At 68.2% G+C, this 19600-nt stretch carries 20 protein-coding genes; 8 read left to right on the top strand and 12 right to left on the bottom strand.

Annotated elements, in window-relative coordinates; translation table 11 throughout:
• The first annotated feature begins 52 nt into the window (after window positions 1–52).
• Window positions 53–799: an SDR family NAD(P)-dependent oxidoreductase gene (locus tag LOZ83_RS26490; RefSeq protein WP_236794399.1), complete on the top strand. Its 747-nt coding sequence runs from the start codon at window positions 53–55 to the stop codon at window positions 797–799.
• 107 nt (window positions 800–906) lie between these two features.
• Here the strand turns inward: LOZ83_RS26490 and LOZ83_RS26485 are convergent, their stop codons facing one another.
• The 4 genes from LOZ83_RS26485 to LOZ83_RS26470 all read right to left on the bottom strand — a co-directional run bounded on the left by LOZ83_RS26485 (window position 907) and on the right by LOZ83_RS26470 (window position 5913).
• Entirely contained in the window at window positions 907–2424 is a 1518-nt protein-coding gene (locus tag LOZ83_RS26485) for a CoA-acylating methylmalonate-semialdehyde dehydrogenase (protein WP_236794398.1), read from the bottom strand.
• Between the two features lie 13 nt (window positions 2425–2437).
• Window positions 2438–3928 (bottom strand): CoA transferase, encoded by a 1491-nt coding sequence (locus LOZ83_RS26480; protein WP_236794397.1) that lies wholly within the window; start codon window positions 3926–3928, stop codon window positions 2438–2440.
• Window positions 3929–3946: 18 nt separating this feature from the next.
• The gene (locus LOZ83_RS26475) at window positions 3947–4819 is read right to left on the bottom strand and encodes an alpha/beta fold hydrolase (protein ID WP_255825271.1); all 873 of its coding nucleotides are present in this window, start codon (window positions 4817–4819) and stop codon (window positions 3947–3949) included.
• 131 nt (window positions 4820–4950) lie between these two features.
• A complete protein-coding gene (locus LOZ83_RS26470) occupies window positions 4951–5913 on the bottom strand; it encodes a LysR family transcriptional regulator (protein ID WP_236794395.1) in 963 nt (320 codons plus the stop codon).
• A gap of 120 nt (window positions 5914–6033) precedes the next feature.
• Between LOZ83_RS26470 and LOZ83_RS26465 the strand changes: the two genes are divergently transcribed.
• The 7 genes from LOZ83_RS26465 (at window position 6034) to LOZ83_RS26435 (ending at window position 14237) form a co-directional block, all read left to right on the top strand.
• A complete protein-coding gene (locus tag LOZ83_RS26465) occupies window positions 6034–7827 on the top strand; it encodes an FAD-dependent monooxygenase (RefSeq protein ID WP_308190308.1) in 1794 nt (597 codons plus the stop codon).
• A gap of 55 nt (window positions 7828–7882) precedes the next feature.
• Window positions 7883–9076, top strand: coding sequence for a cytochrome P450 (locus LOZ83_RS26460; protein WP_236794394.1), 1194 nt, complete (start codon window positions 7883–7885; stop codon window positions 9074–9076).
• A 27-nt stretch (window positions 9077–9103) separates the two neighbouring features.
• Window positions 9104–9424 carry a 2Fe-2S iron-sulfur cluster-binding protein gene (locus tag LOZ83_RS26455; protein ID WP_236794393.1) on the top strand — a complete coding sequence of 107 codons (321 nt, stop codon included), beginning with the start codon at window positions 9104–9106 and terminating at the stop codon, window positions 9422–9424.
• Window positions 9425–9451: 27 nt separating this feature from the next.
• A complete protein-coding gene (locus LOZ83_RS26450; protein ID WP_236794392.1) occupies window positions 9452–11392 on the top strand; it encodes a maleylacetate reductase and hydroxyquinol 1,2-dioxygenase domain-containing protein in 1941 nt (646 codons plus the stop codon).
• The gene (locus LOZ83_RS26445; protein ID WP_236794391.1) at window positions 11389–12654 is read left to right on the top strand and encodes an FAD-dependent oxidoreductase; all 1266 of its coding nucleotides are present in this window, start codon (window positions 11389–11391) and stop codon (window positions 12652–12654) included. The genes LOZ83_RS26450 and LOZ83_RS26445 overlap by 4 nt, the downstream gene beginning before the upstream one ends.
• Window positions 12655–13284: 630 nt before the next feature.
• Window positions 13285–13485 carry a hypothetical protein gene (locus tag LOZ83_RS26440; RefSeq protein ID WP_236794390.1) on the top strand — a complete coding sequence of 67 codons (201 nt, stop codon included), beginning with the start codon at window positions 13285–13287 and terminating at the stop codon, window positions 13483–13485.
• On the top strand, window positions 13482–14237 hold the full coding sequence (locus tag LOZ83_RS26435; protein ID WP_236794389.1) for a DUF2637 domain-containing protein: 756 nt from the start codon (window positions 13482–13484) through the stop codon (window positions 14235–14237). Before LOZ83_RS26440 ends, LOZ83_RS26435 begins: the two co-directional genes overlap by 4 nt.
• A gap of 48 nt (window positions 14238–14285) precedes the next feature.
• On the opposite strand, the gene LOZ83_RS26430 is transcribed toward LOZ83_RS26435, so the two are convergent.
• The 8 genes from LOZ83_RS26430 to LOZ83_RS26395 form a co-directional block, all read right to left on the bottom strand.
• Complete coding sequence (locus LOZ83_RS26430) at window positions 14286–14996, bottom strand: PaeR7I family type II restriction endonuclease (RefSeq protein ID WP_236794388.1); 711 nt, start codon at window positions 14994–14996, stop codon at window positions 14286–14288.
• The gene (locus LOZ83_RS26425) at window positions 14993–16663 is read right to left on the bottom strand and encodes an Eco57I restriction-modification methylase domain-containing protein (RefSeq protein WP_236794387.1); all 1671 of its coding nucleotides are present in this window, start codon (window positions 16661–16663) and stop codon (window positions 14993–14995) included. Before LOZ83_RS26425 ends, LOZ83_RS26430 begins: the two co-directional genes overlap by 4 nt.
• Window positions 16664–16866: 203 nt before the next feature.
• Window positions 16867–17145: a GntR family transcriptional regulator gene (locus LOZ83_RS26420; RefSeq protein WP_236794386.1), complete on the bottom strand. Its 279-nt coding sequence runs from the start codon at window positions 17143–17145 to the stop codon at window positions 16867–16869.
• 6 nt (window positions 17146–17151) lie between these two features.
• Window positions 17152–17544, bottom strand: coding sequence for a hypothetical protein (locus tag LOZ83_RS26415; RefSeq protein ID WP_236794385.1), 393 nt, complete (start codon window positions 17542–17544; stop codon window positions 17152–17154).
• Between the two features lie 82 nt (window positions 17545–17626).
• Entirely contained in the window at window positions 17627–18184 is a 558-nt protein-coding gene (locus tag LOZ83_RS40880; protein ID WP_374202720.1) for a GntR family transcriptional regulator, read from the bottom strand.
• Between the two features lie 261 nt (window positions 18185–18445).
• Window positions 18446–18703, bottom strand: a complete 258-nt coding sequence (locus tag LOZ83_RS26405) for a hypothetical protein (protein WP_236794384.1) — start codon at window positions 18701–18703, stop codon at window positions 18446–18448.
• Between the two features lie 362 nt (window positions 18704–19065).
• The gene (locus LOZ83_RS26400) at window positions 19066–19347 is read right to left on the bottom strand and encodes a hypothetical protein (RefSeq protein ID WP_236794383.1); all 282 of its coding nucleotides are present in this window, start codon (window positions 19345–19347) and stop codon (window positions 19066–19068) included.
• The gene (locus LOZ83_RS26395) at window positions 19331–19597 is read right to left on the bottom strand and encodes a transposase (protein WP_236794382.1); all 267 of its coding nucleotides are present in this window, start codon (window positions 19595–19597) and stop codon (window positions 19331–19333) included. The genes LOZ83_RS26400 and LOZ83_RS26395 overlap by 17 nt, the downstream gene beginning before the upstream one ends.
• Between the last annotated feature and the right edge of the window lie 3 nt (window positions 19598–19600).

Below are 19600 nucleotides of genomic sequence, written 5' to 3'. Positions count from 1 at the left end.
GAGCGGTCAAGAATTCCACCGCGCGTCGCACCTAGGGAAGTGGGAAGCACACATGGGAAAGCTGGACAACAAGGTCGCGATCGTGACCGGCGGATCGCGGGGCATCGGGGCGGCGTCGGCGCTGGCGCTGGCTGACGAGGGAGCCGATGTCGCGATCAGCTACTCGTCCTCGCCGGATCGGGCCAAGACCGTGGTCGCCGACCTGGAGGCGAGGGGGGTGCGCGCGGCGGCCTTCCAGGCGGATCAGGCGGATGCGACGCAGGCGGCGGGCCTGATCCACAGCGTGGTCCAGGAGTTCGGAAAGCTGGATATTCTGGTGAACAATGCGGGCGTGACCGTCGCTGCCCCGATCGACAGCGAGCTCGCCGACGAGTCCGCTTTGGACCGCCAGCTCGCCGTCAACTACACCAGTGTGGTGGCCGCGATCCGGGCGGCGTTCCCGCTGCTGCCCGACGGCGGGCGGATCATCAGTATCAGCTCGGGTGTGGGAACGCGGGTGGGTTTCTCCGGGATGACCGACTACGCGGGCACCAAGTCGGCCCTCGAAGGCTATAGCCGGGGCGCGGCCCGCGATCTGGCCCACCGGGGCATCACGGTCAACGTCATCCAGTCCGGGTTCATCGACACCGAGATGAACCCCGCCGACAGCCCGGCCGCATCCATGTTCCTTCCGACAACGGCGTTGGGGCGGTACGGCAGGCCGGAAGAAATCGCCGCAGGCGTCGTCTTCCTCGCCAGCCCGCAGGCCTCCTACGTCACCGGCGCCGTGCTGAGGATCGACGGCGGATACGGCGCATAGCGCGACCGCAGGCGGCCACGGACGGCGGTGACGCAAGAGTACGGCCCCTTTGGCGAATTTCCGGGCCACTTCTGTCACGCGGCCATCCGTGGCCCTCAGCGGGAAGCCTATTCGTTGCGCGGGAATCCGAGGTTGAGCTCCCCCTGATGCGGCTCGGGCCAGCGGGAGGTGACCACCTTCTGCTGGGTGAAGAACCGCACGCCGTCCGCGCCATGGGCCCTGGTGTCCCCGAAAAGGCTCTGCCGCCAGCCGCCGAAGGAGAAGGTCGCGACGGGCACCGGAATGGGCACGTTGACGCCGATCATGCCCACCGCGACCTCGTTCTGGAATCGGCGTGCGGCGCGTCCGTCGTTGGTGAAGATGGCCGTGCCATTGCCATACGGGCCGGAGTTGACCAGCCGGATCGCGTCGTCGAACGCCGAAACCCGCACCAAGGACAGAATCGGGCCGAAGATCTCGTCGGTATAGACCCTCGACGTGGTGGGGACGCGATCGATGAGTGTGGGGCCGAACCAGAAACCGTCACCGTCACCGTCCACCTCGATCTTGCGGCCGTCCACGACCACCTCCGCGCCGTCCTCGATCGCGACATCGACGTACGACGCGACCCGGTCGCGGTGCTCGCGGGTCACCAGCGGGCCCATGTCACACGAGCGCCGGCCGTCCCCCACGCGAAGCGCCGCCATCCGCGACGTGATTCTCGCGATGAGTTCGTCGGCGACCGGCTCGACGGCGACGATCACGGAGATGGCCATGCAGCGTTCGCCCGCGGAGCCGAATCCGGCGTTGATGGCGGAGTCGGCCGCCAGGTCGAGATCGGCGTCGGGCAGCACCAGCATGTGGTTCTTCGCGCCGCCCAGCGCCTGGACTCGCTTGCCGTGGCGCGCACCGGTCTCGTAGACGTACCGGGCGATAGGGGTGGACCCGACGAACGAGACCGAGCAGACGTCAGGGTGGGTCAGCAGGCCGTCGACCGCCACCTTGTCCCCCTGCAGGACGTTGAACACACCGTCCGGCAGGCCGGCCTCCTTGAACAGCCCTGCGATCCACACGGCCGCCGACGGGTCCTTCTCACTCGGCTTCAGGACGACGGTGTTCCCCGCGGCGATGGCCACCGGGAAGAACCACATCGGGACCATTGCGGGGAAGTTGAACGGTGAGACGACCGCGACGACCCCGAGTGGCTGGCGAATTGAGTGCACGTCGACACCGGTCGACACCTGCTCCGAGAACTCGCCTTTGAGGTGGTGTGCGAGCCCCGTGGCGAACTCCACGACCTCCTGGCCGCGGGTGATCTCACCCAGTGCGTCCGAAAGGACCTTCCCGTGCTCCGCGGTGATGATCTCCGCGAGTTCGTCCTTGCGCTCGTCCAACAGGTCACGGAACCGGAACATGATGGCCTGACGCCGGGCGAGCGACAACGCCCGCCACCCCGCGAACGCGTTCCGGGCGGCCAGCACCGCGGTCTCGACGTCCGTGTCCTCGGCGAATGCGACGTGCTTGGTGACGGTGCCCAGCGCGGGGTCGTACACATCTCCGGTCCGCCCACCGGCACCCGCCCACGGCGCACCGTTGATCCAATGTGGAACGACAGGCAGGCCTTCGCCGTGGTCCGTCGTGGTCATGTGTCTTCCTTCCTCAGGGTTCATGGCGCCATTCACGGGCCGACGACCCGCGCGGCACCAGAACGGGGTCGTACCGTCCCGGTGTGTGTGACATGGAGACCTGATCGGTGACCCCCTGGTACCGGCCCAATGCGGTCTCCGCCGTGAACGTCTCCGGATCGAGGTAACGGTGCTCCTCCGACTTATCGGCCACGCGTGTGACCCACCCCTTGTCCAGGATTCCGAGGGACAACAACCACAGCGCCACTCGCGTCAGCGAGACGTGCACGTGGTACGAGCCGCCTTCCGTCGCCCGGCGCCGTAAGGCGGCGACCACACCGACCTGGGACAGCCACGACACGATGTAGTCGTTGACCACCATGATCGGCGGCAATGCGGGCTGATCGGGGGAACCGTGCAACGCCATGATGCCGGACACGCACCCGGCCACCTGATCGAATCCGGGGCGCTCCGCCCACGGGCCGGACAGACCGTGCAGCGAAATGGTCACATACACGATCCCCGGGCGTTGCCGCGCCGCCTCGGCCGCGGTCATCCCAATGCCGCGCATGAATGAAGGACGACGATTGTGGAAGAACACGTCCGCGCCGTGCAGCAGTCGCAGGAGCTCGGCACGGTCGGCCCGCACGTCCAACCAGGACGAACGGACGCCCACATTGGCGGTGGCGTAGAGGTAGTCGTGCTCGCCCTTGCCCGGCGTCCACAGATTCAGGACATCGGCGCCGTGCAGCGCGAGCGATCTCCCCACTCCGGCGCCCGCGATGACATGCCCCATGCCGAGAGCCCGAAGCCCCGAGAACGGCAGCTCGCCGGCGGGCGGGAGCGGTTGCGGTGGCGCGTCCCCGATCCTGGTGACCTCGATCAGGGGCAGGTCGGCCAGCACTTCCGAGTACTGTGACTCCGCCAGCAGCTCGGGCAGCGTCCGCACCAGCGGCATGGGGACGCCCAGCGCGGAGGCCGCCTCCTCGAGGTCCCGCCCCTTCCACCTGGCGATGGCCCTGGCGACGGGCTCGTACGTCAACGGAGCGTCCAGCAATTCTTGCGCTTTGAGCCGGAGACCGGCGTAGAACGCCTGCGGAAGCACCCACCGATCGTCGGCCGTGCGGAAGAAGGTCAGGCCGGTCACATTCCCGACCTCCAAGGAGGTCTGGACCGGATAGCCTCCGAGCCGTTCCCAGGTGGCGTCGTAGAACGGGCACAGCCGGTGCGGGGTGCGGCGCACGTCGACCGCGATGTCCTGGCCCGGCCCGCCCCGATCCCGGTGCAGCGCGGCCGCCGCGACGGACTTGGCGAGCAGGCCTATCGACGCGCCCGCGCCTATCCGGAGTGGACTGGCGACGATCGGGTCGGTCCCGCCCTCGGCCGCGACCGTCCCGCCGCCGTCGTCGAGCGAGATCCCGACACCGCCCAGAACCGCCGACAACTCGGCGAGAATGTCGAAGTCCGCCCATTTCTGCGGTGAATCCCAGGCCCGTCGCAACTGTTCGGTCAGTTCTTCAGCCATGCTCGAAGCCCCTTCCGCTCATGCCGATGAGACGGCTCCGTCGCGCGCCCGCCGCCACGACTCCTGCAACGCGTCGGCGAGCATTCCCGGGCACGAAAGGAACGGCGAATGTGAGCTGTGCAGGTTGACGACGGTCGTCGGCCGAACGGAAACGGTGTCCAGCTCGGCCACGAACCGTTTTTGCAGCGCTGGCGGAACAATCTTGTCCAGATCGCAGGTGAGGTAGCTGTGCTGAATGGACCCGAACCGCTCCCTCGTGACGGAGATTGGCTCGGTGGCCATCGCCAATGGCGCGTCATGGGAGAGCGAATCTATTGCCGCCTCGGCCGTCCGGTCGTCGACATCATGGTAAAAGGCCGACTGGACGCGGTTCCGTAAATCGTCGCTCCCCAGATCCAATCTCGATGCCCCGCTTTCGGCCGGATCCCCGGTGAGCAGTGACAGCACGACGGAGTCGGCCGCCTGTTCCGAGGTGAGGTAGTCGAGCGCGGAAATTCCCGACACCGGGGCGAAGGCCGAGACATAGGTGACCGAGTCGAAAAGCTCGGGACGCTTCTCGGCCGCCACCGTCACGACAGCACCACCCATGCTGTGCGCCACGACCGGGCAAGGCGAGCCGCCACCCAGTAGTTCGATCTCCGCGAGAAGCGCGTCGGCGGCTGCGGACGCGCTGACCGATGCCACCGGAGACTTCTCCCGGGAAAACGCGGCCAGGTCGAAAGGGCGCCTCGACGCAGATGCCGGAGGTTTCCGGTTCAGGCCGTGACCGGCCAGATCGACGGCGACCGACCAGATCCTCCTCGACGCCAGCTCTCGCACCACGGGTGTCCAGCACCATGAACCATGCCAATAACCGTGGACGAGCACGGTCGGCGGAAACGATGACGACATTGTCAACTCCCATTCTGTGACCAGCGAGCGGAGCGGTCATGGGGCACATCGTCACCTGGAGGAGACCCATAGGGCCAATACCAATCCTGACCCACAGGTATTCGCGGCAAGTATGGCCGGCCGCGACCGGGTCAGGCCTGATCCACGTCAGGCCTGTGCCTCCAGTGCTCGGGTCCGAGCACATCGGGCTCCGGAGTGGACAGTGCGGAGCGCAGGAACCGCCGCATCACCGGGGAATCCTCGTCGGGCCGCCAGAGCGCGGCCGTCTCGACGACGGCCGTGTGCTGGCGCAGCTGCCGCGCGACCAGCCCCTTCCAGGTCAGCGCCACGTATTGGGCAGGCAGCAGAGTGACTCCCGCGCCGGCCTCGACGAGGGCGAGCGCGTGCATGATCGAACCCACCTCGTGGCGGGCTCCGGTGTCCGCGGCGATGGCCTTCCACACCGCGCGGGTGTGGGCGGCGAATCCCTCCCCGGCGGTGTCGGTGAGGACGACGCGCGGGCCACGCAGGCTCACCAGGTCGACCCTCTCCTCGGACGCCGCCGGATGCCCTTCCGGGAGCACCGCGACGAGCGGCTCCCGGGCGACCACCGCCACCTCCAGCCCCTGTGCCCGGCCGTGGATGTGCCGGGTACCGCCCGGAACCGCCGGCGGGAGGTGCAGCAGCCCGGCATGTGCCTCGCGATGGTGCACCCGCTCGACCACGTCGACGTCGGAGACCTCGCTGAGCAGGAGGTCGACGTCCGGCCCCAAGGTGGCGCTGTCGGTCAGATGCGGCAACAGCCGTGGCGACACCGTGTGGCCGACCGCCACGCGCAGCGTCCCCCGCGTTCCCGAACCGACCGCCCGCACCATGTCGGTGGTGGCCGCGAGGTCGGCGAAGTGCCGCCGGCTGCGTTCGGCGAGCAGCCTCCCGGCCGCGGTCAGATCCACTCCCCGCCCGTGCCGGACCAGGAGTTCGGTCCCCAATTCGCGTTCGAGGGCCTGCAGGCGCACCGTCAGCGGCGGCTGGGTCATGTGCAGCGCGGTGGCCGCCCGGCTGATCGAGCGCTCCTCCGCAACGGCCAGAAAACACTCCAACGCACGCAGATCCATACGCTGAGGCTATACGAGGGCTCCCGGATCAATATTGGACGAATGCATCGCCCGGTCCATACGCTGCTTTGTGAGCCGAGGCACACACTTTGCCCGATCGCACCTGAGAGACGAGGCGGCGTGAGCGAGACCCGACAGACCTCCACCAGTACGACCGACAGGTCCGGGGCTGTGCTGAATACCGACGTGCTGGTCATCGGCAGCGGCCCGGCCGGCGCGTCGGCCGCCCTGTTCCTGGCCACCTACGGCGTGGACCACATCGTGATCACGAAGTACCGGTGGACGGCCAACACCCCCCGGGCCCACATCACCAACCAGCGGACCGTGGAAATCCTCCGTGACATGGGGATCGAGGACGACATCCGGGCGCAGGGCACACCGTCGGCACTGATGGGCGACACGGTGTTCTGCACCAGCCTCGTGGGCGACGAGATCGGCCGGGTCCGGACCTGGGGAACACATCCGGCCCGGCGCGCCGACTACACCCTGTCCAGTCCGTCGGACAACTGCGACCTCCCGCAGACCCTGCTCGAGCCGATCCTGATCGGGCACGCCGCCGAGCGCGGCAGCCGGATCCGGTTCGACACCGAGTACCTCTCCCTGGAGCAGGACGACGACGGCGTCACCGTCCTGGTCCGCGACCGGCTCTCCGGGCACACCTACCCGATCCGGGCCAAGTACGTGATCGGCGCCGACGGCGGCCGCAGCCAGGTGGCCAAGGACGTCGACCTGCCCTTCGAGGGGCAGATGGACGTCGCAGGCAGCATGAACATCGTGTTCCACGCCGACCTGACCCGGTTCGTGGAGCACCGGCCGAGCGTCCTGTACTGGGTGCTGCAGCCCGGGTCGAACATCGGCGGCATCGGGATGGGCCTGGTCCGCATGGTCCGGCCGTGGGACGAGTGGCTGATCGTCTGGGGTTACGACATCGCCCAGGCCCCGCCCGAGATCGACGACGCGATGGCCACGAAGATCGTGCACGACCTCGTCGGCGACGACACGGTCCCGGTGACCATCCGCTCCACCTCGTTGTGGGGCAACAACAAGATGTACGCCACGCGCTACCGGGCCGGCCGGGTGTTCTGCTCCGGTGACGCGGTGCACCGGCACCCGCCGTCGAACGGGCTGGGCTCCAACACCTCGATCCAGGACTCGTACAACCTGGCGTGGAAGCTCGCCGCAGTCCTCTCCGGCCAGGCCGGGGAGGAGTTGCTGGACAGCTACGACGCCGAGCGCGCTCCCGTCGGCAAGCAGATCGTGTTGCGCGCCAACAAGTCCATCGAGGAGTTCGGGCCGATCTTCGAGGCACTCGGGTTCACCGACTCCGACGACCCCGCCGCGCAGCTGGCGAGCATGCGTGCCCGGGCGGAGGACACCCCGGAGGCGGCCGCGCAGCGGATCGCGCTGCGCGAAGCCTTGGAGCTCAAGGACTACGAGTTCAACGCCCACGGGGTGGAGCTGGGCCAGCGGTACCGCTCGGGCGCGGTCGTCGGCGACGACACCCCGGAGCCGGAGTACGACCGCGACCCGGAGCTCTACTACCACCCGACGACCTGGCCGGGTGCCCGGCTGCCGCACTGCTGGCTCGGCCACGACGGGCACAAGGTGAGCACGCACGACATCACCGGCAAGGGCCGGTTCACCGTGCTGACCGGCATCTCCGGGCAGGCCTGGGCCGAGGCCGCCGCGGGCGCCGCCCGCGCGCTCGGGATCGAGGTCGAGACGCACGTCATCGGTCCCGGCCGCGAGTACACCGACGTGTACGACGACTGGGCCCGGCTGCGCGAGGTCGGCGAGTCCGGCGCGGTGCTCGTCCGGCCGGACGCCCACGTCGGGTGGCGGGCCCACGAGCTGCTCGCCGATCCCGAAAAGGAACTCACCGAGGCTCTCGCCCAGCTGCTGTCCCGATCCTGACCCGATCCCGCCGCATTCCCGGACCGTCACCGACGCCGCTCTCCAGGGAGACACCATGACCATCACCCCGCCCGCCACGATCACCGGGCCGCGCTCGGACCTCGACATCTACGCCGACGCCGCCCTGCTCGACCCGTGGCCCGCCTACCGCGAGCTGCGCGACGCCGGGCCGGTCGTGTTTCTCGACCGCTACAACATGTACGCCGCGACCCGCTACGACGCCGTCACACACATCCTGCGCACGCCGGAGGTCTTCCCCTCCAGCGAGGGCGTGATGATGAACGACGAGATGAACCAGGTGCTGCGGGGAAACACCCTCTGCAGCGACGGCGCGGCGCACGACGCGTCGCGCCGCGTGATCGTCAAGCCGCTCACGCCTAAGGCCCTGCGGCCCCTGCAGGACGACATCCGCGAGCAGGCCCGCGGGCTGGTCGACCGGCTGACCGCCCGCGGCGGGTTCGACGCCGTCACCGACCTCGCCCAGTACCTGCCGGTCACCGTGGTGTCCAACCTCGTCGGCCTGCCCGAGGAGGGCCGGGAGCGGATGCTGGTCTGGGCGTCGGAAATGTTCAACTGCTTCGGCCCGATGAACGACCGGACCCGTGACTCCTTCTCGGTGCTCGGCGAGATGATGGAGTACGCGACCACCCAGGCCGTGCCGGGCAAGCTCAAACCGGGCAGCTGGGCCGAGGCGATCCACGACGCCGCGGCCCGCGGCGAGGTGGCCGCGGACAAGTGTCCCGTCATGATGATCGACTACATGGGGCCCAGCCTCGATACGACGATCTTCGCCATCAGCAGCGCCATCTGGCTGTTCGCCCACAATCCGGACCAGTGGGACCTCGTGCGCGAGGACCTCTCGCTGGTCCCTTCGGCGATCAACGAGGTCCTCCGGCTCGAGGCGCCAATCCAGGACTTCTCCCGCAGCGTGGCCGCCGACCACGAGATCGACGGGGTGATGCTGCCCGCCGGTTCCCGCGTCATCACCTTCTACGGCGCCGCCAACCGCGACGAGCGCCACTACCCCGACCCCGACCGGTTCGACGTGCGCCGCAACCCCACCGATCACCTCGGGTTCGGCGCCGGCCCCCACGCGTGCGTCGGCATGAATCTCGCCCGTCTCGAAATGCGGGCCCTGTTCGAAGCCCTCGCGGCGAAGGTCAGCCGCTTCGAGATCGTCAGCGAAGAGCGCGCCCTGCACAACATCCTGCGCGGCTTCACCCGCCTCGACGTCTCCGTCCACGGCTGACCGCACAACCGACCGCAGGAGGCAAGAATGCCGAAGATCACTTATCACGTCGGCGAGGAGGTCGTGACCGTCGACGCGGCACCGGGCAGCACCGTCATGCTGACGGCGGTGCAGAACGACGTCGGCGGCATCGTCGCGGAATGCGGCGGCAACGCCATGTGCGCCACCTGCCACGTCTACCTCGAAGACGGCCCGGTCGACGAACTGCCCGCCATTTCCGTCGCCGAGGAGGAGATGCTCGAGTGCACCGTGTCGCCGCGCACGCCCGCCAGCCGGTTGTCCTGCCAGCTCCCCGTCACCGACGCGGTCGACGGGCTGGTCGTGCGGGTCGCCGACGAGCAGAGCTGACCCGAACCGAGAAGAGGAACTCCATTGGTGACGAGCTTCGTCCGCACAGCCCACCCGGCCCGGATCGTGTTCGGTGCGGGCACCCTGGTAACCGTCCCTGACGAGGTCGAGCGCCTCGGCCGCGCCCGGGTGCTGGTGCTCGCCTCACCCGATCTCGCCGAGCTCGGCGACCGGGTCGAGAAGGCCCTCGGACCACTCGCCGTGGCCCGCTTCGACGGCGCCACCATGCACACCCCCGTCGAGGTGACCACGACCGCGCTCGGGGTGCTGCGCGAGGCCGGGGCCGACTGCGTCGTCGCGGTCGGCGGCGGCTCCACCACCGGTCTGGCCAAGGCCCTCGCCTCCCGGACCGGGGTGGACCAGGTCGTTCTCCCGACCACCTACGCCGGCTCAGAGGTCACACCGGTCCTCGGCGAGACGGCGGACGGCGTCAAGACCACCCACTCGTCACCGGAGATCCTCCCGGAGACCGTCATCTACGACGTGGAGCTCTCCGCCGACCTGCCCGTCCCGATGTCGGTGACCAGCGCTGTCAACGCGCTTGCCCACGCCGTCGAGGCGCTGTACTCCCCCGAGGCCGAGCCGGTCACGGACGCCCTCGCGCTCGACGCGATCACCCTGCTGACCCGCGGGCTGCGCCGGCTGCGTCAGGACCCCCGCGACCTCGGCACCCGGGCGGACCTCCTGCGGGGGGCCTGGCTCGCCGGGACCTGCCTCGGCTCGGTGGGCATGGGCCTGCATCACAAGCTCTGCCACACCCTCGGCGGCAGCTTCGACCTGCCGCACGCCCCGACCCACACGGTCGTCCTTCCGCACGCCATGGCCTACAACGCCGCGGCCGCCCCGGACGCGATGCGGCGCATCGCCGAGGCGATCGGTGCCGTTCGCGGCGAGGACGCGCCGGCCGCCGTGTTCGACCTGATCCAGGAGGCCGGCGGACCGACGTCACTGTGCGAACTCGGACTCGCCGAGACCGACCTCGACCGGGCGGCCGAACTGGCGAGCGCCACGCCCTATCCCAACCCCGCCGCGCTGACCCGGGACGGGCTCGCCGGGCTCCTGCACCGAGCCTGGGTGGGCGAACGTCCCCCCGGCGGTACGGCGCCGGCAACAGCCCGCATCACCGAGCAGGTCGTGGAGAGCTTCGCCGGGACGGAGGACCCGCGTCTTCGTCACCTGCTCACCGACCTCGTGCGGCGCCTGCACGCCTTCGCCGCCGACAACGACCTCACCCAGTCCGAATGGCAGTACGGCATCGACTTCCTCACCCGGACCGGTCAGCTCTGCAGCGACACCCGCCAGGAGTTCGTGCTCCTCTCCGACACCCTCGGGCTGTCGAGCGTGGTCGATCTGCTGACGAACTCCCGCACGCCCGACAGCACACCGTCCGCGGTGCTCGGTCCGTTCTACGTGCAGGGGCCGCCAGAACTGCCGCAGGGCAGCGACATCAGCCGCGGTGCCCCCGGCACCCCGTTGTACGTCGACGTCCTGGTCACCGACACCGCCGGCCGACCGGCTGCGGACGCGATCGTCGACGTCTGGCAGTCCAATGACGACGGCTTCTACGACGTCCAGCTGCCCGACCTCGACGGCCCCGTCCTGCGCGGCCGGCTGCGCACCGACGGCGAGGGCAGGCTGCGGTTCCGGTCCATCCTGCCCTCGGAATACCCCATTCCCGACGACGGTCCGGTCGGCGCCATGCTGAGCGCGACCGGCCGGCATCCCTACCGGGCCCCGCACCTGCACTTCTTGATCCAGTCCCCCGGCCACCAGCAGTTGGTCACCCAGCTGTTCGTGCGAGGCGGGCCCTACCTCGATTCGGACGCGGTCTTCGGCGTCAAGGACGACCTCATCGTCGACTTCACACCGCGCACCGGCCCGGCACCCGACGGGCGCACCGACGCCCGTGAGTGGCGCGAACTCACGTTCACGTTCCGGCTCGCCCCGGCAGCGGGCGCCGGCTCGTGACCACGACCGGAACCCTCGCGCCGGGAGCGAGTGTCGTCGTCGTGGGGACCGGCCAGGCAGGCTTCCAGTTCGCGGCGTCACTGCGCGACGCCGGGCACACCGGTCCGCTCACCCTGGTCGGGGACGAACCTGGTCTTCCCTACCAGCGTCCGCCGTTGTCGAAGGCCTATCTCGGCGCGACCGCGGACGGGTCGGCCGTACTGCTGCGCACCGAAGCCTTCTACACCAGCCGCGACATCCGTGTGCGGCCACGAACGCGGGTCAGCGCGCTCGACACAGCGGCGCGACGGCTGGAACTCTCCGGCGGCGAGCGGCTCCACTACGACCACCTGGTCCTCGCCACCGGCACCCGGGCCCGCCCGCTCCCGGTGCCCGGTACCGACCTTGCTGGGGTCGCCGTGCTGCGCACCCTCACCGACGCCGACTCGCTGAGAGTGGCACTCGCTGAACCGCGCGACGTGGTGATCATCGGGGGCGGCTTCATCGGGATGGAGGTCGCGGCCGCCGCGGTCGTGCGCGGGCACCGCGTCACCGTGGTGGAGAGCCTCGACCGCCCGATGGCCCGGGCGGTCGCTCCCGCGATCTCCGGGTACCTGACCGAACTGCACCGTTCCCACGGGGTGCGTCTGCTGCTGGGCCGCGCCGTCCGCGAGCTCCACGGCAGTTCGGGCGCCGTCCGCTCGGTCGAACTCGACGACGGCGAGAAGATCGACGCCGACCTCGTGTTGATCGGGATCGGCGCCCTGCCCAACACCGACCTCGCCGCCGAGGCCGGGCTCGGCGTGTGTCCGGTCACCGGCGGGATCGAGGTGGACGAGCACCTGCGGACGTCCGACCCGCACATCAGTGCGATCGGGGACTGTGCCAGCTATCCCAGCGTCCACGCCCCGGGCCCGACCCGGCTGGAGTCGGTGCAGAACGCCGTGGACCACGCGCGCCATCTCGCCGCCCGGCTCACCACCGGTGTCTCGGCGGGCTACCGCAGCGTGCCGTGGTTCTGGACCCACCAGTACGACGCGAAACTGCAGATCGCCGGCCTCGGCACCCCCGGCGACGACCACGTGCTGCTCGGGGACGACACGTCGGGCAGCTTCTCCGTGCTCCGTTTTAGCGGAGACCGGCTGGTCGCCGTGGAGTCGGTCAACAAGCCATCCGACCACATGGCGGCCCGCAAGATCCTCGCCCCCGGTGGTCGCCGACCCGAACCCACCGACGCCCGGCAGGACGGCTTCGAACTCCGAACCTTCCTCAGGGGCCGCTGACCGGGGATGGTGAATTCCCAAACCGTCCCACAACACACCAACGGCCCGCCGGCGAAGATCACCGACAGGCCGTCTGACCAGCATGAACAGATGGTGCGCGATACTGGGATCGAACCAGTGACCTCTACCGTGTCAACTATGCTCCGCCAACCGTCCTAGCTGCGGAAACGGGACTTCCGCAGGTAGGACGGCTTCGTTGAGAGACGTTAGTGGCTGAGCAGGGATGTTCAGCGCACATGTTTGCTCCCGATCTGCTCCCCACGGTGCTCCCATTGCCAAGCCGCAACCGTCGTCCGCGCAAGCATCCGAGTCGTTCGACAGCCGCCGAGTATTAGCGTGGGTTCGTACCCCCCACGCGGTACAACCAACACCCACTCCGCGCAATACAGGCCGTAACCTGCGGATTTCCGCAACTTTGGGGATCACCCGGAACCGCAGAGCGGAACACCGCGAATGAAGCAACGACGAGCCATAACCGACGCTCAACCAGCCCCATTTTCGGCTCTTGGTTCTAACTGACTCGCACGTGGACCTAACGTGTCAGCATACGAACCGCGAAGTGCTGGTCGACGGTCCTGAGATCACGATCTGCCCGGTGGGTACCCGTCGTCTGGCGGCAGGTGGTTCCCGATGAGCCGCGACACGATCGTCGCCAGGATGACCGCCCGGCAGGCCGACGGGCTGGCCTGCGTGTCGTGCGGAGCGGACTGCCCCCATGTCCACGTCCCACATGTTCCGGTCGGCCGGTCGGTGACCGGCTCGCAGGTGTTCGCCTGCATCGGCTGCTGCCCGGACGAGGGTCGGCGTGCGGCGGGAGGTGTGCTGCGGTGAACACCCCGGCATCCCCGGCCCGACGGGACCGCTCGCTGTGGGTGCAATGCGCCTGTACGGCGCTGGTCGCGCTCGGCGCCGCCTACGCCCCCTACCGACACGGCAGCCAGTTCGCAATGCGCTTCGGTGCCGACGAGGCCACGGCCGCGATCTGGCCGCTGATTGTCGACGGCTTGTTGACTATGGCCACGGTCGAGCTGTGGAAGACCGGCCACGGCCGTCGTGCCGGCGGCCGGTGGGCGGCCTGGTTGGCGTTCGTCTTTGGCATCTGTCTCTCGCTCTGCGCGAACGTGGCGGCGGCGCCGGAGTTGAGCGTGTTGGCTGTGGCCGTGGCGGCGTGCCCGCCGCTCGCGCTGCTGCTGGCCGTCGAACTGCTCAACCGTGCGCTCAAGCGCCACCGTGCCGAGACCGCGAACGAGACCATCACCGAGACCGGCGAGACAGCCGAGATCGGGCCCGAGATGGGGCGGGTGGTGCGTCTCGCGGTAGTCCCGGAGCAGTCTCAACCGCCGGCCGAGCCGACCGCCGAACAACGGATGTGGGCGTACTACGTGACCCAGCGCGCCAAGGGGCGCACGCCGACCGGCGCGGAGCTGGACCGGATCGCTGGGACAAACAACTACGGCCGGAAGGTACTGCGGCGGTGGCGGCAATCCAGCCACTTTCCACCCGCTGGGGCCTCGCCCCGCAACCGCGCTGACGGACCAGCCCAGCTAGAACCGGCCTACACATCGTCGGACGGGGTTGTGTGAGTGCGGCCCGCAGCCGGTCATCGGTGTGTGGCCCCGCCGAGGCCACACCTACGCGAGTCCTTTGATGTACGCGACCCGGCCTGCGATTGCTGCTGTCAGGTTGCGTGTGGACACTTCCCGCAGTGGTTCGTGGTGAATGCCTTCGCCCTGGACTGTGCTGATGAGGCACGCAGCGTCGTAGAGGCGTTCGCGGACGAGGCGTTGGAAGAGCAGTTGATAACGGCTTGTGTACGAGGAATTGTCGAAGGCTGGGTCAGTTCGGTACAGCGGCTTGCCCTGGTCGCGGACGGGTGCTAATGAACCGGGAGCACGTTCAAACACGAGGGCGAAGCCAAGCCATGGCTTGATCGTCCCCACAAGCCCGGCATCGTAGGCACGCCACAGGTCAACAGCGTTACCGATTGCTTCCTCGGTCCGGTTGTTGAAGTTGTTGCCGAACGAGCCGACCTGGGACTTGCACTCGATGGCTGCTACCAAGATGTCGTTGTAGGTCACCACGATGTCCCAGTTCTTCGCGCGCCTGTAGTAACCAGGAAGCGGGATGATGCCGGTCTGTCGCACGGTGGCGCCGAGGTCAGCAAGCGGAGCGAACTCACGCGCGATCAACTCTTGCAGAGCGTTGAGATGCAGCCCACCGGTCACCGACCCGCGGGCGCCAGCGTCCACCTTCCCCGTCTCGATCTGCTTCTGCGTCTGAAGATCCCGGCCCGCCCAGAATGCCTTAACAGCTGCGTTGTAGTCCTCGTAGCTCGCCGTCACGTCGCGTCCACCCCGCCCCCATGAGGCATCAGGTCGTATTCCTTCAGGTCTATGCCGTAGGCAGCAGCTGCCGCCTGTGTCGCCGCGTTGGTGTCGCGGGTCCGAAATGCGCCCCGTAGGGCCTGCTCGATGTCCGCATCGATCTTGTCAGGCTTCGGTACCCGGATGCGCTTGAGGTACTGGGCCTGGAACCGAAGGGTGCCGCCGCGCATCCGCACGCAGTACGCCTCGATGAATGCCTGCGCGATCTGGGACAACAGGATGCCGCCGAGGACTTCCATGTCCCAGGCATCAGAGATGACGTAATACAAGTTGTGGTGCGGGTAGTAGCCGCCCGTCTCCAACACGGGGTGGATGGTCGTCTTCATGTCTTGGAGGAGCAGTTTCGACTTGCCGGTGAGGCTGGACTGCACCTTGTCGATCGTGCGGTACCAGGACCCCGGATCCTTCTTCGCCACGAACCGCTCACGCAGAACCGGATGGTTCGACAAGTAAGCCGCCATCTGGGGATAGTCGGCGAGCGATACGAGCGACCCGTCCTCGGCCCACGGATTGATCAGGTAGTTGCCCTGCCACTCGAACGTGCCGGACATGAGATCGCGGCGCATTGCGAGAGGGAGAACACGGTCTGATTCCACAACGGTGGGGTCCTGGATGACGTACACCTTGTCCGCGCCGGTCGCGACCCCGATGGACACCTTCGTCTGGGTGTCCGGGTCATGCAGAGGACCGAAATTGTCGTTGAGGTACTCGATCAGCGCCAGCCGCGCGGGAGAGCCGGTGGGCCACAGTTCACCGCCGTCGAACCAGTGCGGAAGCCGATGAGCCTTCACCCCTTTACCGACGAACTCCTCGAAACCCCCGTCCTGGACAGCCTTCACCAGCGCGTGCGCGCTGGCAGCCCCGAACTCACTGGTCGTGTCAGCAACAACGGCTGACGCCTGAGCGTGGTTGCCGAGCACCGTAATCGCTGGGTACGCCGAGACCGACCGCTCGAACGCGTCCACGTCGTGCATCGTCCAGATGTGCTCAACCGCGTAGTCGCGCGCCACCAATTCTCGTAGGTCAGCCCCGTACTGGTTCCGCATCCACCGGTCGGCGCAGATGAAACCGACCTTGCCACTGGGCTTCAGCAGCCGGAGTGACCGTTCGATGAACCCGACGAAGATGTCACCCCGGCCGCGCATCGTCGGCCAGGTACTGCGGTACCGCGCTGCGAGGTCATCCGAGAGGTCGTCGTAGCGAATGTACGGCGGGTTCCCGATCACAACGTCAGCGGCACTGCCACTCACCTCGTGTAATAGGAAGTCGGCGTGATCAATCCACTTCTCCGCCAGCGCTTCTGCGGTGGAGCCGGGTGCGCCGGCTGCGATCAGGAGGTCGCGACAGAGCGCGCGGGAAACCGCCACGTGCTCGGCTTGGAGGTCGTACGCCCGAATCGCATCGCCAAGTGAGGAGAACTCGCGTTCGTAGGACTGGGTACTCGCGATGAGCCGCTCGACGATGGGACCGAGGAATGCCCCAGAGCCGCATGACGGCTCCACCAGGCGCAAGGAACCAAGATCACGGTCGGCGGTGTAACCGGTCAGATCGAGCAGTACCTCGACCACCCACCGGCGGGTAAAGACCTCGCCGTAGTTCTGGATGCCGGGGATCACAAGTGTCACGGGCACAGCTTAGGGACCGGCACTGACAGGCCCGTCGTAGACACGCCCCAACGTGCGCCGCTTGGTAGATGGGATCGCCGGGTAGCGCGAGGTGTAGTGCCCAGCTAGGGGTCGTTGGCGAGGTGCTCGCGACAATGTGCGGCGCTGACCGATAGCCTTCGGCCCGACCGGACATGATCGCGTCCGCCAACCAGGAGTGGCCGTCAGCGTTCGATGACGAACGTTCCCTTCACGGGGACTGTCTCGACGAGGCCGCGGTCGCGTAGCTCGGCGACGGCGCGGCGTGCGGTGAGGACCGAGACGCTGTAGTCGGCGGCCAGGTCGCGTTCAGCCAGGAGTCGGGCGCCGGGCGGTAGGTCGCCGGCTGCGATGCGGGCGGCCAGGTGGTTGGCGACCTGGATGTAGATGTAGACCGGGCTGTCGTGGTCTGGCTCGAACTGGTCGATGCGCGGCCTCATCCATTCACCGGGGATCATCGTCATCACGACTTACGGGGTACACGGGGTGTTCGGCATGGTGTGCACGAGGTTGAAGTCGAGCACTGCGCTCAAGCTGGCAGCAGCCGCGACGACGGCATCCAGGGCGGCGAGAATCGCCAGGTACTCGGGTGTGTCCTGCCGGACCGCAGGCGTGTCGGCCACGAGCGCTTGGCGCACGGCCCGCAGTTGGTCCAGTTGGACCGGGATGAGTTCGCGGAGGCCGGGCGAAACGACGCGCGGGTTGTTGCGGTCTTCGGTGATGACCTCCACGGTGTCGATCGCGGCGTCGAGGTCGGCGCGTTGGATGCCGCCTTCGAGGAGCGCGCTTTGGCCCATGCCCAGCAGGTAGTGGCCGAGGCGTTGGAGTTCGCGGGTCGCCGCGATGCCGTCGTAATTTGGCATCCATGAACGGTAGGAGCGCCTTGTCGATCTCTGGCTCTAGCTGGTGGATCTGCTTGTCTACGGCCATGCCGGGCTCCAGGGTTTACACGGTGGGGGCGGCGGTGGCGGGGCGTTGGGTGGAGAGCGTGAGTACGAGCCCACCGACGTGCAGGACGCGCGTGTCGTACTGCGGCTTGGTCGGAGCGTCGGGTGCCTCGCGCACCCGGTCGTTGAGGGCGGTCAGGACGCTCAGTACGGCCGCGTCCAGCTCGGTGCTGTCAAACTCGGGGACGGCGCCGAGCATTTCCATGCCCATTTCCAGCGGGCACAGGGCGATCCCGGCCAGTTCGTTGACGGCGGTCTCGCCGGCATCTTTGCGCTCGAAGAGCGGGACGGTTTCGGTTTCCAGCGCGCGGGATGAGGGGTGGTCGGCGATGTAGGTGCCCTTGGCACGGAGGGTCACGACCAGGCCGCGGTAGCGCAGGAGCCGGGTGGCATGGCGGGCCGTGCCCAGGGAGACGGCGTACTCCTCGGCCAAGCGGCGTTCGTTCGGTAACGGTGTGTTCGGTGCCAGCTCGCCCGATTCGATGCGCGCGGCCAAGTGGTCGGCCATCTGGTCGTAGACGTAGCCCGCCGCGTCGTTGGGTCGGAAGTCGGTCATGGTTGTCTCACTGGCTCCGCATGCGGCGGACGGTCCGGGTCCCTGCTCGGCCAGCACCAGCCGGACGGGAGGTTCGCGGTCTGCGAATGCAAGCGGTCGGCGGGCTGGGTCGTCCGCTCCTGCTGGATGCGGGCGATGAGCTGGGCGACCGGTATCCGCCGCCGACGCGCTCGGCGACGCTGTAACCATTGGTGTGTCAGGAAGAACAGGACGGCCAGGATCAACGGTCCGAAGTAGACGAGGCGACCAGCACCACCCGGCTCATGACGTGACATGGTCGGTCCCGCTGTGCTCCGGCGTCCATAGCGTCCGCTGCCGCGCGACTTCAGCCGGTTCGGCCACAAGGTCTGCGTGCTGGTGCAGCAGTTCGCCGAGCTGGATGAGCAGCGAGCCGAGTTCGTGCTGCCGGTCAGGGCTCAGCTCGCCCTCGCGAAGCTGAAGCGCCGCGATCGGCAGGTTGGCAGCGTTGTGCACCAGGGCGCTGACGACGACATCCGTCTCAAGGGTGGACTCCGACATGGCTTAGAACCCCTCCCGCAACCGGTACGCCAGCCGCACCGGCTGGCAGGGCCACGCCGCCCCGCAACTCGCGCACGAGCCCACACGGTCAGGGGCGTGCAGGTTCAGGGCGAGAACGCAGAGGCTGTAGAGCTGGGCCGGTTCCGGCACTCGAGGCCCGGTCGTCGTAGCCCGTGCGTTACGGACTCGCTGCCAGCACGTCGGGACCAGGGTTCTGGTGCGTTCGACAAATCGAATAGTCATGACGAAGCGCTCCCGTCTTAGGTCGGTTTCGGTGCAGTGCGGTGATCCGCACTGGGGATCGAACGCGCAGACCGTATGACGGTTACTGACGAGTAACCCGAACTGTCAGTTCGGGTGGACTAGCCGTTCGGGCGGACTACAGGGGGCAGGCCGACACGCCCGGCGAGCAGGGCGGCCTGCTGGGCGACCGGCCGTCGGCCCCGCTCGGTGACCGTGCGCAGGATTTGGTGGGCGGCGGGTCGGTAACGCATGTCTTCGGGCGCTTCAGCCTCGGCCGTCTGCAGCGTCAGCAGGGCGCTGGCGTAGTCACGCCGCTGCCCGTAGCCCTTGGCCTGGTCGAGCAGGAACGCGACCCGCCGCTCGATGGACGGCGAGCGGTCGTGCTCAACGACGGCGATCACTGTGGGCCAGCCACTTCGTGACTTCGGGTGCGGCGTGAGCGGAGAGGTTGTCCAGCACGACATGCACACCCAGCCCACGCGGGACGGTCTTGTCGATCTGTTTGAAGAACCGCAACACATCTGCACCGGCGTGGCCTTTACGCAGTTCGGTGAGCACCTCGCCGGTGCCGATGCTCATCGCTCCGAACAGATCGATCGTGCCGTGCCGCTTGTAGTCATGGGTCATTGTCTGCGCGCGACCGCGCTTCATCGG

This window comes from Amycolatopsis sp. GM8 (assembly GCF_021653975.1).
Classification (GTDB): Bacteria; Actinomycetota; Actinomycetes; order Mycobacteriales; family Pseudonocardiaceae; genus Amycolatopsis_E.
Note: the sequence above shows the minus strand (reverse complement) of the source record. Positions and strands in the feature narration are given on the sequence as shown.